A 15,006-nucleotide genomic window follows, 5' to 3' on the forward strand; every position below is an offset into this window, starting at 1 on the left:
GCAGCTCACGGGTTGCAGCGGGCGCCGCGGATCGCGACCGGTTCGGTGGTGTAGATGTGGCGGCCGTCGGTCGCCCTGAGCTGGAAGCAGTACCGGCGCGCCGGGTCGACCGGGACGTCGAGGCTGCGCTGGCGGTGGGCGACGAGCTGTTTCGTCTCGAGCCGCTCGCCCGCCATGATCACGACGAAGTCCAGTTCGCCTTCCGCGGTCCAGTTCAGCTGCACGTGATCGCTCTGGTCCCGCGGCGGGGCGAGCGCCAGTTTGACGTCCGGCGCCGGAGCGGAAGCCGGTGCGGGCGGCGGGATCGCGGCCGCGACCGGGACGGCCTGCCCGCCGATCTCCGCCGGGCCGAGGACCAGCGGCACCACGGCCAGCCCGGCGGCGAGCACCCCGGCGCCCGCGAGCGCGACGGGCTTCCAGGGGAGCCGGCGCTCTGTCTTGAGCGGGCCGCTGAACTCGCGGATCAGGGTCCGGCCGCCCGAAGGCGGCGCCTGCACCACCTGGACCGGTGACGGGGCGGCGGGCTGCTGCTGGACCACGGCGAAATCGTCGAACTCGACGTCGGCGTCTTCCTCTTCGACCGATACGTCGACGGGTTCCGCGGTGACGACTTCGCCGCCGGGCTGCCGCAGCTTCGTGAACAACCGCGCCAGCGACGCGACGTCCTGCGGCCGGTCGGCCGGTTCCTTGGCCAGCAACCGGAGGATCGTGGCGGAAAGCTCCCTCGGGACGCCGGGATCCTGGATCGGCGCGACCGGTTCCCGCAGTACCTGGAGGATCCGCTCGCCGGGCTGCTGCCCGGTGTGCCGGGGAAAGGGCGGCGTCCCGGTCAACGCGGCGTAGAGCACCGCGCCGAGTCCATAAAGGTCGGACGCGGGGGAAAGCGTGTCGTCGCGCAGGGTTTCCGGCGCGGTGTACTCGACCGCGTACATCGGATCGCGCGGGAATCGCCGCCGCAGGGCCACCCCGAAGTCGGCGAGCACGAATTCGCCGGAAGCGCGGTACAGCACGTTGTGCGGGGTCACCCCGCCGTGCAGCACGTCCGCGCCGTGCGCCGCGGCGAGCGCCGACGCGATCGCGGCGCCGAGGGCGAGCACGTCGGGAACACCCAGCCTGGCACCGGAATCCAGCAGACCGGCGAGTGAACCCGGGCACAGTTCGCGGCGGATGCCGGACCGCCCGCCCGCGTCGGTCAGGACGTCGTCGATCTGCAGCACCGAGCGCGTCGAACGCACGGCGGCCAGCGCCTTCCGCTCGCGTTCCAGCCACGCGGAGGTCTCGCGGTCGAAGGCGCCGGGGAACATCTTGATCGCGAAGTCGTTGCCGCTGGCGGGATCCCGGCCCGCGTAGACGGTGGCGATGGGGCCCTGGGCGAGCAGCCTCGGTCCGCCGACTCCTGTCTCGATGCTCATGACCCCATTGTCGCGCAAGAAGACCGGATCCGGAGTACTTTCCCGACGGCAGGTTCCTGCCGCCGGGGCCCGCCGGGCGGGCCGCTGGCCGACCCTTTTCCCATGCAGACTGCCGGCCTGGTCAGGGTCACCATCACCACTCCGCACCGGCGCATCGACATGGCGCTGCCGGAACACGCGTCCGTCGCCGAAATCCTCCCCGGCCTGCTCGCGCGGGCGGGCGAGGGGATGGCGGACGACGGGGTCGCCGGCGGCGGCTGGCAGTTGCGCCGCGCCGACGGGACACCCTTCGATCTGGACCGGACGCTGGGCGCGCACCGGGTCCGGGACGGGGAGATCCTCCATCTGACGCCGCGCCGCGCCGAATGGCCGGAGCCCGAGTACGACGACCTGGTGGACGCGATCGCCACCGGGTCCGGTCGCACCGGCAAGGCCTGGGGGCCGCGACACACGCGGCAGGCCGGATTGGCCGTCGGCGGGGTGGCGGTGTCGTTCGGCCTGCTCGCCGTCCTGCGCGCCGGCCCGCCGTGGACGTCACCGGCGGCGTGGGCGCTGGCCGTCTCCGCGCTGCTGCTGGCCGCCGGTGTCCTGCTCTCGCGGGCACTGCGCGACGCCGGTGCCGGTGCGGTGCTCGCCGCCGTCGCGCTTCCGTTCGCCTTCGCCGGCGGCGGGCTCCTGCTGGCGGGTGACGACCCGATCGGCGCGCTGTCCGCCGGTCATCTGCTGCTGGCCAGCGCGGCGCTGCTGCTCGCGGCCGTCGTCGGCCATCTCGGGGTGATCGCCGCGCCCGAACTGTTCGCGGGCGCCGCCACCGTCGGCCTGCTCGGGGTGCTCGGCGGCTGGCTCGCCACCTTCGACGACCTGGCCGGGTACCGGTCGGCGGCCGTGATCGGCGGCGGGGTCCTCGTGCTCTCGACCACGTTCGCGCCGCTGGCGCTGCGGCTCGGCCGGGTGCCGATGCCGGTGCTGCCGCGCTCGACCGCGGACCTGGTCCGCGACGATCCCCAGCCGCCGCTCGATCTCGTGCACGCCGCCGTCGCCAGGGCGGACGCGCTGCTCACCGGGATGCTGGGCGGTGCGGCGATCGTCGTCATGTACTGCCAGCTGCAGCTGATCCGCGGCGACAGCGAGGCCGCGGTCGTGCTCGTCGCCCTGCTCGCGGCCGGTTTCCTGGTGCGGGCGCGGTTGTACCCGATCCTGCGGCAACGGCTGCTCGTGCTGGTGACCGGGATCTTCGGCGCCGGCTGCCTGCTGGCGGGCCCGCTCATGGCGGACCGTTCGCTGCTGCTCGTCCTGGCCGGGCCGCTGTCCCTGGCGGTGGCGGCGGGCGTGATCGCGTCCGGTGTCGTGCTGAGCACCCGCGCCGCCAACCCGTATCTCGGCCGGATCGCCGAATACTTCGAGATCCTGCTGACGATCGCCGTCGTCCCGGTGGCCTGTTCGGTGCTCGGGTTGTACGGCTACGTGCGCGGGCTGGGGGGCTGAAACCATGGCGTCCAAACGGGATCAACTGCAGGCGTACCAATTCCTGGTGCAGCGCGCCATCTCCGCGCTCGTGACGAGGGAGACCGACCCGGAGCAGCCGCCGTTCCGGCGGCCGTCCGGTGCCGCGTTCGCCAGTGTCGCGCTGGCGATCGTGGCGCTGGCGTGCGTCGGGGTCTACGGGATGATCGTGCCCGGCGGGAACAACGCCTGGCGCAAGAACGCCGCCGTCATCGTGGAGAAGGAGAGCGGGACGCGGTACGTCTATCTCGACGAACGGCTCCACCCCGTCGCGAACTACGCGTCCGCCCTGTTGCTGCTCGGCGAACACGGCACCACGGAACGGGTTTCGCGCGATTCACTCGCCGGAGTCCCGCGAGGGCCCCGGATCGGCATCGCCGACGCGCCGGACGGCCTGCCCGGCCCGGAAAAGCTGCTCACCGGATCGTGGTCGCTGTGCTCGGCGCCCGCGAGCGACCTGGCGGGCAGCCGGATCGAGGAATCGGTCCTGCTGGCGGGCGCGTCGCCGTCGGGCGGCGCGGAACTGGGAGACCAGGCGCTGCTGGTGGAATCGACGTCGACCGGCGACCGGTTCGTCGTGTGGCGCGGGCACCGGCACCGGATCAACGACTACGGCGCCGTCGGCACCGGGCTCGCGCTGACCGCCGAACCATGGGCGCGGGTGGGCCGGGCGTGGCTCGACGTGCTCCCGGAAGGCACGCCGATCGGCCCGCTGCCGGTGGCGGCCGCGGGCGAGGTGTCCACCGCGGTGCCCGGCCGGACCGACATCCGGAACGGGATGCTGCTGATGGTGCAGACCTCCGGCGGCGGGCAGCAGCACTACCTCGCCGAGCGGGATGCCTTGCGCCCCATCACCGAACTGCAGTACGACGTCCAGCGCGCGAGCGCCCAGATGCTCGCCGCCTATCCCGGCGCCGAACCGAAGACCGTGCCGCTGCCGCCTTCGCTGGCGACCATGTCCCGTCAGCTGGACCCGGTCCGCGCCGACGCGGGCGCCGCACCCGCGACCCGCCCGGCCATCGCGCGCCTGCGCGATCAGGACGCCACCGTGTGTGCCACCTTCGGCGACGGCTCCGCGGCCCCCGCGCTGACCGTCGACCCCGCGATGCCCGCCGCGGACCCGATGTCCACCACCGCCCGCCGGACCGCCACCGGGACCCCGCTCGCGGACCGCGTCCACGTGCCGCCCGGCAGCGCGATCGTCGTCGAGGCGATGCCGTCGTCTTCTGCCGCCGTGGGAACGCTGACCGTCGTGACCGACATGGGGCGCCGCTACCCGCTGGCTTCACCCGACGTGCTGAAGATGCTCGGCTACCCGTCGGCGCGCCCGGTGCGCCTTCCCGCCGGTTTGGTCGCGCGGCTGCCCGAAGGCCCGAGCCTGGACCCGGCCGCCGCGCGGCGCCAGACCCTGGGCGGCTGACCGCGATTCGCGTGTCCCGAGGCGTAACTCACGTGTTTGGAGGCGTAACTCACGAGTTACGCCTCCAAACACGCGAGTTACGCCTTCAAACACGCGAGTTACGGGAACGACGTGAAGGCCCCCTTCACTGCGTCCAGCGCAGTGAAGGGGGCCTTCACGTATCTGCTCAGCGGGAGGTCGGCCGCCAGAGGTCTTCGTCGAGCATCTGCACCGAACCCGACTCCGACTCACCCGGCCGCCGTCCGCGCGTCAGCGTGAACCCCGCGTCGGGATTGCCGTTGGCGGCCCGGCCGCGCAGCTTCGCCGGAACGCCGTCGCTACCGCCGGAGGACGTCCTTCGCGACGCACCGTTCCGTCCCGTCGGCTGGTCGCTCGAGCCGGGGCGCAGCGTGCCCGCGGTGGACTGCCCACCCGCGCTGGGGGGCATCATCGGCGACATCGGGCTGGCGCTCGCCTTCGCGCCGGACGACGCAGCGGTGCCCGGAAGGACCTCGGACGCGAGGCTGGGCGCCTTCTTCGCTCCGACGGGCTTCGCTGCCACCGGAAGGCCGGCCATACCGCCCGCGACGCCGAAACCGCCCGGCAATCCCGCCGAGACCGGCGCGGAGCCGGAACCACCGGGTAGCCCTCCGAGCGGAGAGAGCGCGTTCGCCGAGGGCGGCAGCGGAGCGAGGCCGGCGAGCGAAACACCGGAAGAGCCGTCGTAGCCCGGAATTTCCGGAAGGGAGACGTTCGAGCTGCCGCCGCCGGCACCCAGTGACTCGCCCAGCCCTTGGAATTCGCTCAGCGTGTCCATGCCGGCCTGGGCGGCCGCGATGAAATCGGCCGGGGTGTTGCCTTCGGCGGAAGGGGCGGCCGTCGGCACCATATGGTCGGGCGACTTGATCCCGGACGCTTCGACCACCTGCAGCATCGACAGGTCGAACTCCCCGCCGAGCTGGGTCATCTTGCTCCCGGCGGCCTGCTGGATGGCCAGGGCTTCCATGGCGGCGAACGGATTGAGGAGCGACGCCGCGACGGCCGCCGAGTACGCGGCCTCCATCCCCAGCATCGTCGCGTGCGTCTCCGTGATCCCGGACGCCAGCGTCGTCAAGGTCTCCGCGGGTTTCGCCAGGTCGATGCGGTCTCCCCAGAATTTCAGCTCGGCGGCCGAGCGCTCCATCTTCTCCTGGAGCTGGCGGCCGTTGTTGTCCGTCCATTCAGGAGTGAGCTCGCTGATCCTGCTGTTGAGCTGTACTTGCGCTTCCTCGATCCACGCCCGTGCTTCGGTCCACATCCTCGCAGCGTCGTGAAGGGTCGAAACGTTCGCGAACTCGGCCCGGATCATCCCCATGAGAACTTCCATGGGGAACGCGTTGTAAACGGCGGTCATGGTTCGGCTCCTCAGACGGAGGCCGGCGGGTTTTCGCCGGAGGGTTCGGTGGTGGACGGTTTCTCTTCGACGGGCTGGGCGGCCGAGGACTGTTTCACGAAGTCCACGCCCTGCTTGATGACCTTGGTCGCCTTGCCGGCCAGTTCCAGCGCGCTGGCCACGTCGGCGGCGCTGTAAGTGATCGCGGCCGTCCTGGTCTTGCCGGAGAAGGTCGCGATGTCCTCGGTCACCTTCCCCATGAACGCGCTCATACTGGCGGTCGCGGCCTTGTCCAGTACGGACATCGCGATGCCCTCGAACAGTCCCGCGAGGCTGGGCATGGTGCCGAGCCTCGCCAGTGAAGGTGGCAGGTCCGGTGCGCTGAGTTGCTGGGACACCGCGCTCATCGCGGTGATGTTGCCGTTGATCTCGGTTCCGGGCATATGCCCCCTCCTCAGTGTCCGGCGCGGTACTTCGCCGGTTTGCCGTGCGAATCGGTCGTTTCCTGCACTTGCCACAGTTCGTCGTCGAGCAACTGGACGGTGTCGTTCTCGGTGTCCCACCTGCGTTGCGCCGTGGCCGGCCGGGTGCCGCCGCCTCGCGACCGGCCGAGGAGCGTGACACCGGGGGTGCCACCACCCTTCGGCCCGCGCTGCCTGCTCGAGCCGGTGTATTCCGCGTCGCCCGGTTTGATGCCCGACGGCGAGTTCTTCCCGCCACCGTTGGGTGGCACCATCGGTGGCGGCATTCCTCCGGCGCCCGAGGCGGAGCCGGAGCTTCCCGCCGTTCCCGCGGAAGCGATCCCGGGCATCGAGCCGACGCCTGCCGCCGCGCCTCCCGGTGAGCCGTTCAGGTCCGGGATGGCGGGCATACCGCCGAGGCCGCCCATCCCACCGCCGGAACCCGGCAAGCCGCCGCTACCCGCCAGGCTCGGCATACCCGAGCCACCCGGCGCGCCGAGAGGGTCTTCGAGCCCCGGATAGGCGGAGCCGTCGTAGGGCGGAAGCGTCCAATCCGCGGGATCGATCGCGTTGGGGTCGGGCAGGTTCACGGAGGAGCCGTTGCCCAGTAACTGTTGCGCGGACTCCGCGGCCTGGCTCAACGCGCTCAGCGCGTTCGAAGCCTGTTCGAGCGCGCTGGGGTCTTCTTGCGGATTCTGCGGGCTCGGCTCGCCCGGAACCTCGGGTGTGCCCGGGTCGACCGGCGCGCCGTTCTGGTTCGGCCCGCCGGTTCCGGCCGCCGAAGGTACCGAGCCGTTGTCGGGGAGGCCGGAGCCGGCTTCGGCACTCGGGCCGTCCCAGGGGCGGCCGCGGGCAGCGAGCATCGCCTGGGCGGTCACCCGATATTGGGTCGCGATTTCGTCCAGTTTCCTGCCGAGGTTCTCCTGGGCCTGAGGCGTGTAATCGGCGTTCTGCTCGACCTTGGAGATCTCACCCGCCGCGACGAAGGCACCGACCACGAGCTGAGCGTCGGCCATGTCCAGCTGGGTGATCACACCCGATGCCGTGATGCCGCCGTCGACCGGCTGACCGAACAGCGTGCCCGCGAACGAGGGGAGTTTGGTGTCCTTCGACCCTTCCAAACCTCCCCACGATCCGAAGGAGTAGAGGCAGTTGGCCCTCAGCCGATCCACGAACTCTTCCCCTGGCCGGTCCAGCCAGCCCGAAGACACGGCGTCCGCCGCGTCCCGGAGCATCATGTGCGTGCGGTCGATCCATCTTTCGGCGTCCGTCCACATCTTCTTGGCGGCATGGAGCCGGGGCCGGGTGTGCGCGATTTCGGCCCGGAGAATTCCTACCTGGTCTATGAACGGGGTCTGGCAATAGCTCATCGAAAGTCCCGGATTGCTCGGCGCGGAGGAATCAATGCGGCAGGAGGTCGATCACGGTGCCCGTTCCCGGCTGCAAGACCGCGACGGGCGCCAGCGGGCTCGGTCCCAGCGTGGTGGGCGCCAGTCCCTCGACAGGGACACGGGATTCGTCCGGACGTGACCTCTTCGTCAGCTCCCAGACAGCGGCCTCGCTCGCGTTCTGATAGGTGCTCAGGCTTTGCCGTGCGATGGAGATGTACCCGCGGACACCTTTCTCGGCGGCGGTCAGGAAATTCCGCAGAGCCTCGGTGCTTTCCCGGTCGGCGGTGGCGAGCAGCCCGCATTCCGCCATTTCACCGCAGCCGTCGTTCAACGGCCGGTCGATACTCGGCGGGCTCGACGCCTGCTGCGAGACCGTGTCGGCGAACTTCTGGATGGCGGGCAGATAAGCGTTGATTCCCATGTTTCCTCCCGGAACAGCGGCGAAAACCCAGTCGTGCACCGAAAGCCAAACACGACCACGAGCCCCGGTGGGGCCTCCGGCAGCTTCCGGCCATACCTCAGGGATGCCGCGGCGGAAGCCACGCGAGCTGGACCAGGCCCTTGTGCCCACGACGGTCGATCAGCCAGCCGCGGCCGGGCGGCAGTACCTGGGCACGCATCCCGCCGAGCAGCGGACCTTCGTCGCGGTCACCGGACATCATCAGGCCAGGGGTACCGACTTCCCTCAGCCGGGTGAGGAAGGGTTCGAACAGTCCGCGGCCGGCACCACCGGAACGGCGGGCGAGCACGACGTGCAAGCCGATGTCCGAGCCTTGCGCGACCAGCGGCAGGAGGGGCATCAGCGGGTGGTTCTCGTGGGTGGCCACCATGTCGTAGTCATCCACCAGAACGAAGATCTCCGGCCCGTGCCACCAGTTCCTGGCCCGCAGTTGCTCCGGTGTGACGTCCGGCCCCGGAAGCCGCTTGGCAAGCGAAGCGGCGACCTCGGTCATCAGCCCGGCACTGTGCGAGTCGTTGGTGCCGTAGCCGAGAAGGTATTCGTCGCCGATCTCGCCGAGGAGCCCGCGCCGGTGGTCCACCAGCACGATCCGGGCTTCCGAGGGCTGGTAGGTGGTTTCGATCCGGCGGGCCAGCGTCCGCAGGAAGGAGGTCTTTCCGCATTGGGTGTCGGCGAGCAGGAAGAAGTGCGGGTCCGCCGCGAAGTCGTGCCGCATCGGGGAGAGGTCGTGCTCGTGGATGCCGACCGCGAGCCCCGCCTCCGTCCCGGTGATCTCGTCCTTCGCGGGGAGTTCCTCGTACGGGAACACGCCGGGCAGTAGCCGCACCGAAGGCGCGGGAGCGCCTGGCCACGCGGCCTTGACCGCCTCGACGAGTTCGTTCACACCCCTGGACAGATCGTCCGTATCAGTGACGCCGTCGATCCTGGGAAGCGCCACGAGCATCTGATGCCCGCTCATGGAGATTCCGCGGCCCGGAGCGTCGGGCGGAACGCTCATCGCCGCGCGCCGGTCGATGACGGAGTCGATGGGATCACCGATCTTCAGTTCCAGCCTGCTGGCGAACAGGTCCCGGACGTTCATCCGCAGATCGAACGAGCGCGAACAGGCCGCCACCACGTGCACGCCGTAGGACAGACCGCGCGCGGCGATGTCGCCGACCGTCTCCTCAAGATCGGGGAAGTCGTTTCGCAGTGTCTGCCAGCCGTCCACCACCAGGAAGACGTCGCCGTGCTGCTGTTCGGCGAACTGTCCCTCGGCTCGCAGCCTCCGGTAGGTGACGATGCCGTCGATCTGGTGCTCGGCGAACATCCGCTCGCGTTGTGCCAGCAGAGTGGCGACTTCGGCGACGGTCCGCCGCACGGCACCGGTGTCGAGCCTGCCGCAGACACCGGCGACATGCGGCAGCCCGGCGATCGAAGCCAGGGTGCCGCCGCCGAAGTCGAGGCAGTAGAACTGTGTCTCACGGGGAGTGTGCGTGAGCGCGAGACTGGTGACCAGCGTGCGCACCATGGTGCTCTTCCCGGTCTGAGGGGCGCCGATGACCAGGACATGCCCAGCGGCGCCGGAGAGATCCAGCACCAGCGGGTCGCGACGTTGTTCGAAGGGCCGGTCCACCGTACCGAGCACCGGCCGGAGCGACCCCGCCATCGTGGTCGGGTCGACGGTGAGACCTCGTTGCGGATGGACGACCAGTTCGGGCAGCAAACCGTCCAAAGTGGGCGAATCCGCCAGTGGCGGCAGCCAGACCTGATGCGCGGGCACGCCCTGGCCTGCCAACCGGTCGACCAGGATGTCCAGGAGGGTTTCGCCGACCGCGGCGTCGTTCTCCGCTGCTTGGTCGTCCATCTCCTCTTCGCCCGTGTCGATCTCGGCGCCGAGGTAGCTCGTCGTGTATTCCTGCAGCACCAGTTGCTCCCCGGTGGAAGCGGTGACACCGCCACCGGTGGCGCGCTGGTACACCCCGGAGACGTAGGCGGAACGGAATCGGTCCATCTGGTCGGTGCCGACCTTGAGGAATCCGTGCCCGGGTGCCCGCGGCAGCTTGAACGCGTCGGTGACACCCAGCACGGCCCTGCTCTCCATCTCGGAGAAGGTCCTCAGGCCGATCCGGTACGACAGGTGGGTTTCCAGGCCGCGGAGCCTGCCCTCTTCGAGCCGTTGCGAGGCCAGCAGCAAATGAACGCCCAGCGAACGGCCGACACGTCCGATCTGGACGAACATGTCGATGAAGTCCGGCTTGGCGGACAAAAGCTCCGAGAACTCGTCACAGATCACCAGAAGGGTCGGCACCTCGGGAAGTGGGGCTCCCGCGGCACGCGCCTTCTCGTAGTCGCGCAGCGAAGAGAAATTGCCCGCCGCGCGCAGCAGTTCCTGGCGGCGGATCAGCTCGCCGTTGATCGCGTCGGTCATCCGGTCGACGAGGTGCAGCTCGTCGGCGAGGTTGGTGATCACCGCGCTGGTGTGCGGGAGGGTGTCGAGCCGGGTGAAGGTCGCGCCGCCCTTGAAGTCCACCAGCGCGAAGTTCAGCGAACTGGGGGGATGTGTCACGGCGAGGGCGAGCACGAGGGTCCGCAGCAACTCGGACTTGCCGGAACCGGTGGCGCCGATCAGCAGCCCGTGCGGCCCCATCCCGTCCTGCGCGGACTCCTTGAGATCGATTTCGATCGGGACACCGTCGGCCTGGATGCCCAGTTTGACCCGCAGCCGGTCCCGGTTCGGCCGCGGCTCCCAGGTGTCGGCGGGGTCGAACTCGTACGGGTCACCCAGGTCCAGAAGCTCGGCGAGTCCCAGCTCTGTGCTCATCGGGGTGTCTCCCCGCAGCCCGGCCGTCAGCCGTAACGGGGCCAGCTGCCGGGCAAGCCCCTCGGCCGCGACCACGCCGAGGAAATCGGCGCGCCCGAGCGGGGCTTCACCGTCACTGGTCTCACTGACCAGGTCCCCGTCGGCGTCCACGTCGAGCACGACCGTGGTGCGGTCCAAGGCCCTCGGCGGCATGGTGGTCAGGTCCACGATGGACACTCCCTCGACGCCGCCGCCGGTCATCAGGTGATCGGAGCCGGCGATGGCGCCACCGTCGAGCACGACCACCAGATGCGGGCCGGGTACGCGGATGTCGGCCTCCGGATCGAACCTCGGTCGTTTGGAGAGTTCCTCTTCCAGCATCGATTCCAGTGCCTGGACCGACGGCGCCACCAGCCGTAGCGCGCCGAGTGCGTCGGTCCGCTCGGGATGCAACGCGTGCGGCAGCCACTTGACCCATTCCCAGTCCGGACGGCGGTCTTCGCTCACGCAGATCGCGATCCGTACGTCGTCGGGTGACTGGAGGGTGACCAGCTGGGCGAGTACCGCACGGAGCAGACCCAGTGTGGCGGCGCGATCGCCACGCAGGTGGATCCGGCTGAATCCGTTGACCGCGATGGCGATCGGCAGCCTGCCGACGGTGGAATAGGTGGCGATGAACCGGCGCAGCGCGAGCGCGGACAGCGGTTCGAGTTCCTCCAGTGGTTTGGTGTCCGGGGCGACGAGCGTGGCGGCCGGGGCCTGCGGTCCGGTCCCGATCCGGGCGATGGCGAAATCCTGGTCGTCCTTGCGCCGTTCCCACAGCCGGTAGCTCGCCGCCAGCGACCACAAAGACGCCGGATCCGGGTGCAGGTACTCCATGGTGCGGCGCTGGCCACGCACCGAACGGCGCAGCCGCAGGCGATGCTGGGCGAGGTGCCGCAGGTACTTGCGGCGGGCGTGGCCCATTTCCCGTTTGCTGGGGCCGCCGCCCTGCAGGAAGCTCATGGCGACCATGCCGAGCATGCCGACGCCCATCATCCCGAAGATGACGAACCGCATCGAGCCGGCCATGCTGCCGGAGTACATCAGCAGCATCGCGGCCATCATGGCCACCATCGGTAGCACCGTGAGCACCTGGGTCCATTGCCGCCCCGGTGGGGGCGGGATCTCCGGCGGAGCCTGCAGGAGCAGTTCACCGGCCGGCATCTCCGGCGCCGGTTTACGGGTCGGCCTCTTCACCACGACTGTCGCCATACTCACCGATCGTTCGCGAACAACGGCTTCCGCCGGGGGCGATGGCAGGAACGTGCCGCACCGGTCGAATCCACCCGCTCCGGGGGTTAGCTGATCTCTGTCAGGAAAGCGACTGAAGAAACGGAGGGGTGATGGGCAACGGCGGATTGGTCGATTTCGACTTCGGGATCGTGCAGAACCTGATCAACAACACCGACAGCAGTCAGCAGGATCAGCTCAGCGCGCACCGGTCCCACCAGGGGCGGGACTACGACAACATCAGTGGTGGCCTCGCGGGGATCGTTCAGAACGCGGCCTTGTCTCAGAATCAAGGGCGTTCCGAGATCTACGACCAGGTGCACGCCTTCGCGCAGTCACTGGTCGAAAAGGGCAGTTCGGTGGTGAACGTCACCGGTGGCTTCCAAGGCGACGCGGCACAGACGTTCGCCAAGCAGAACTTCGCCGGTGGCGGCGCCATCGACAGCGGTATCAACCCCTAGCTCCGAAAGGACGGGCTTATGAACGGCGGAGATCACTTCAAGATCGTCTACGAGGCCATGGACACGGCCGGCCGGGACATCCAGAACACCGCGGCGCAGATCGGGCAGGCGGCCGAGGACCAGGTCGCCAGGATGCGCAACACCATCGGCGCGGGCTGGGGCGGGAACAACGCCGAGGAGATGGGCCAGCAGTTCGCCCTGATGCAGAAGCGGACCGGCTACCACGTCGACGGCATGAACCAGAGCGGCTGTGACTACGGCAACGTGTCACACATCGGCCAGAGCTGTGAAGCCCGGGTCAGCAACATCGTCAACTCCTAGCGACGATCGGTCATACCGAAGCCCCGGCGCGAATCTCGCGCCGGGGCTTCGGTTTTGGGTCATCTCCCGGAGATCAGGAAGATCTGTTCCGGCGGTTCGTCCACCTTCGGTTCGGCGGAGACGGGGGCCGCGAGGCCGGGCCGCCAGCCACGACGGCGACCGCGCGGAAGCACCAGTGCCACGAGGGCGGCGAGCACGATCGCGCCGCATACCGCGGCGGTGAGCCATTTCGCCACGGTGCCCGTCTCTTCCCGCGCGGCGATCAGATCGAGCTGTGCCTGGTCCGGTGGCGCGGGGACGAACGCGGGCAAAGCGGCCGGGTTCGCCGTGTCCAGCCCATCGGTGACCGCCCGGTAGGGATCGACCAGGCCGGCGCCGAACGCCGGGCTGCCGAGGCCGCCGCGCGCCGGGTTCGCGGTCGCCATCAGCCGGCGCGCCACCTCCGGGGCGGACAGCCGCGGCCAGGCCGATCTGACCAGGGCGGCGGTGCCGGAAACGAACGGCGCGGCATAGCTCGTGCCGTCGGCGTACGCGTGCCCGCCCACTCGTGTCGGCGCCAGCACCTTGGCGCCCGGCGCGACGAGGTCCACGTACCGGCCGACCTGCGAGCCGGACATCCTCGCCCCGTCGATGTCGACGGCGCCGACGCCGAGCACCCCGTCGTAGGCGGCGGGAAAGGAGGGGATCTCGGAAGCCGTGTCGCGCTGCGTGTTGCCCGCGGCGGCGACCACGAGCGCATCCCTGGCCACGGCGTGCGCGACCGCGTCCCGGATGACGGCGAAATCCTCGTGCCCGGCGAGGGACAGGTTGATCACCTTGGCGCCCTGGTCGGCGGCGTAGCGGATTCCGTTGGCGACCACCTGGGGATCGATCCGCAGGGACTCGCCCTGGCTGCCGACGTCACGGTCGCTGATCCGCACCGGCAGGATCTCCGCGTCCGGTGCGATCCCGTGGAAACCGATACCGGCTACCGGATCGGCTGCGATGATCCCCGCGACCCCGGTGCCGTGCGACACACAGTCGAACGCTCCCGGCAGCGCACCGGCGAGGTAGAAATCCCGGCCCGCGCGCACCTTGCCCGGCCTGGCCAACTGTGGGTGGTCGGCGTCGACCCCGGAGTCGACCACCGCCACCAGCACTCCCGCGCCGCGGTTGTACGGCCAAACCCGTTGGGGAGCAAGAGATTGCTGAGCCCACGGCTGGACGGGAACCGCCGCTCGCGCGGGTTCCGGGTCCCGGCAGGCACCGGGCGGCGGCGCCGCGTGCGCCGTCCCCGCACCGGCGAAGGACTGAACGGCCGTCGCGGCCACCACGGCGGCGACGGCGGACATCCGGAGTCGTCTCATTCCGCCATCGTCGATCCGGTCATGAGCCGGAACGACGCGGTGGCCGCAAGCGGCCACCGCGTCGTTCGCGCTCGGTTCGGAGGCAAGACTGGCCGTAAGCGATCTAGGAGGTGCCGTGGAAGCGCTGTTTCCGGGGGCGGACATGTACGCCGACTACGAACGGCTTGCCGAGGACGTCCGGACTATGCAGGAACGGATGGCCGGGATCCGCGTCACCGCGGATTCCGGCGACGGGTTGATCAGTGTGACGGTCGGCGGCGCGGGTGAGCTGATCGAGCTGTGGCTGGACCCTCGTGTCTACCGGACCTTGGATTCGGCCGCGCTGGCGGAGAGCATCACCGAGACCATGCACCGGGCGGCGGCCGATTCCCAGGAGAAGGGGCTGGCCATCGCCGCGAGCTTCCTGCCGGAGGGGGCGACTCCGGAGGGAACGGATCTGCGGTTCGGGCCGTTGCTGCACCGGCTCGACGAGCGCGCCGGCGGGCGGTGAGCGGCGTGGCGACGGACCGCAACGGTGACGGCCGGATCGACATCTACCTCGAGGAGACAAGGCGGGAACTGGACGCGCTGAGTGCCGCGGGGTCCGGCTTCCAGACGAAGTGGGCGCCTTTGCGCGGCACGATCGAAGAGCTCACGAAGCAACTGGGCGGCGGGAAGATGGGGGAAATGTTCCAGGACTGCAAGACCAACACCCCTCTCTTGCTCAAGAGCGCCGATTCCGTGTCCGTGAACTACGGGAACGTGGCGACCAACGGAAGAACCGGCGCGAACGTCTACGAGGACGGTCAGACCGAGGCGACCCAGATCCTCGGAACCTGAGCGGGCG

Annotated in this window: 13 protein-coding genes; 6 read left to right on the top strand and 7 right to left on the bottom strand. The window is 70.0% G+C overall.

Going from position 1 to position 15,006, the window contains the following annotated elements:
- Positions 1-5: 5 nt before the first annotated feature.
- Complete coding sequence (locus NQK81_RS35820) at positions 6-1,412, bottom strand: serine/threonine protein kinase (RefSeq protein WP_257485017.1); 1,407 nt, start codon at positions 1,410-1,412, stop codon at positions 6-8.
- 102 nt (positions 1,413-1,514) lie between these two features.
- On the opposite strand from NQK81_RS35820, the gene eccD reads away from it, so the two are divergent.
- Both eccD and eccB read left to right on the top strand, forming a co-directional pair.
- A complete protein-coding gene (gene eccD / locus NQK81_RS35825) occupies positions 1,515-2,897 on the top strand; it encodes a type VII secretion integral membrane protein EccD (RefSeq protein ID WP_257485018.1) in 1,383 nt (460 codons plus the stop codon).
- Between the two features lie 4 nt (positions 2,898-2,901).
- The gene (gene eccB / locus NQK81_RS35830) at positions 2,902-4,335 is read left to right on the top strand and encodes a type VII secretion protein EccB (protein ID WP_257485019.1); all 1,434 of its coding nucleotides are present in this window, start codon (positions 2,902-2,904) and stop codon (positions 4,333-4,335) included.
- A 166-nt stretch (positions 4,336-4,501) separates the two neighbouring features.
- Here the strand turns inward: eccB and NQK81_RS35835 are convergent, their stop codons facing one another.
- The 5 genes from NQK81_RS35835 to eccCa form a co-directional block, all read right to left on the bottom strand.
- On the bottom strand, positions 4,502-5,707 hold the full coding sequence (locus tag NQK81_RS35835; protein ID WP_257485020.1) for a hypothetical protein: 1,206 nt from the start codon (positions 5,705-5,707) through the stop codon (positions 4,502-4,504).
- An 11-nt stretch (positions 5,708-5,718) separates the two neighbouring features.
- On the bottom strand, positions 5,719-6,129 hold the full coding sequence (locus NQK81_RS35840; protein WP_257485021.1) for a hypothetical protein: 411 nt from the start codon (positions 6,127-6,129) through the stop codon (positions 5,719-5,721).
- Positions 6,130-6,140: 11 nt separating this feature from the next.
- On the bottom strand, positions 6,141-7,517 hold the full coding sequence (locus NQK81_RS45300; protein ID WP_306856005.1) for a hypothetical protein: 1,377 nt from the start codon (positions 7,515-7,517) through the stop codon (positions 6,141-6,143).
- Positions 7,518-7,548: 31 nt separating this feature from the next.
- Positions 7,549-7,959: a hypothetical protein gene (locus NQK81_RS35855; RefSeq protein ID WP_257485024.1), complete on the bottom strand. Its 411-nt coding sequence runs from the start codon at positions 7,957-7,959 to the stop codon at positions 7,549-7,551.
- A gap of 97 nt (positions 7,960-8,056) precedes the next feature.
- Positions 8,057-12,034 carry a type VII secretion protein EccCa gene (gene eccCa, locus NQK81_RS35860; protein ID WP_257485025.1) on the bottom strand — a complete coding sequence of 1,326 codons (3,978 nt, stop codon included), beginning with the start codon at positions 12,032-12,034 and terminating at the stop codon, positions 8,057-8,059.
- 131 nt (positions 12,035-12,165) lie between these two features.
- Here eccCa and NQK81_RS35865 point away from each other — a divergent pair, with 131 nt between their 5' ends.
- Together NQK81_RS35865 and NQK81_RS35870 are read left to right on the top strand one after the other, a co-directional pair.
- Positions 12,166-12,513: a hypothetical protein gene (locus NQK81_RS35865; RefSeq protein WP_257485026.1), complete on the top strand. Its 348-nt coding sequence runs from the start codon at positions 12,166-12,168 to the stop codon at positions 12,511-12,513.
- 18 nt (positions 12,514-12,531) lie between these two features.
- Positions 12,532-12,834 (top strand): WXG100 family type VII secretion target, encoded by a 303-nt coding sequence (locus NQK81_RS35870; protein ID WP_257485027.1) that lies wholly within the window; start codon positions 12,532-12,534, stop codon positions 12,832-12,834.
- A 59-nt stretch (positions 12,835-12,893) separates the two neighbouring features.
- On the opposite strand, the gene mycP is transcribed toward NQK81_RS35870, so the two are convergent.
- Positions 12,894-14,180: a type VII secretion-associated serine protease mycosin gene (gene mycP / locus NQK81_RS35875; RefSeq protein ID WP_257485028.1), complete on the bottom strand. Its 1,287-nt coding sequence runs from the start codon at positions 14,178-14,180 to the stop codon at positions 12,894-12,896.
- 115 nt (positions 14,181-14,295) lie between these two features.
- Between mycP and NQK81_RS35880 the strand changes: the two genes are divergently transcribed.
- Both NQK81_RS35880 and NQK81_RS35885 read left to right on the top strand, forming a co-directional pair.
- Positions 14,296-14,670, top strand: coding sequence for a YbaB/EbfC family nucleoid-associated protein (locus NQK81_RS35880; protein WP_306856006.1), 375 nt, complete (start codon positions 14,296-14,298; stop codon positions 14,668-14,670).
- Positions 14,671-14,675: 5 nt separating this feature from the next.
- A complete protein-coding gene (locus tag NQK81_RS35885; protein ID WP_257485029.1) occupies positions 14,676-14,999 on the top strand; it encodes a hypothetical protein in 324 nt (107 codons plus the stop codon).
- Positions 15,000-15,006: the final 7 nt, after the last annotated feature.

Origin of the sequence: Amycolatopsis roodepoortensis (genome assembly GCF_024628825.1) — a bacterium.
Lineage (GTDB): Bacteria > Actinomycetota > Actinomycetes > Mycobacteriales > Pseudonocardiaceae > Amycolatopsis > Amycolatopsis roodepoortensis.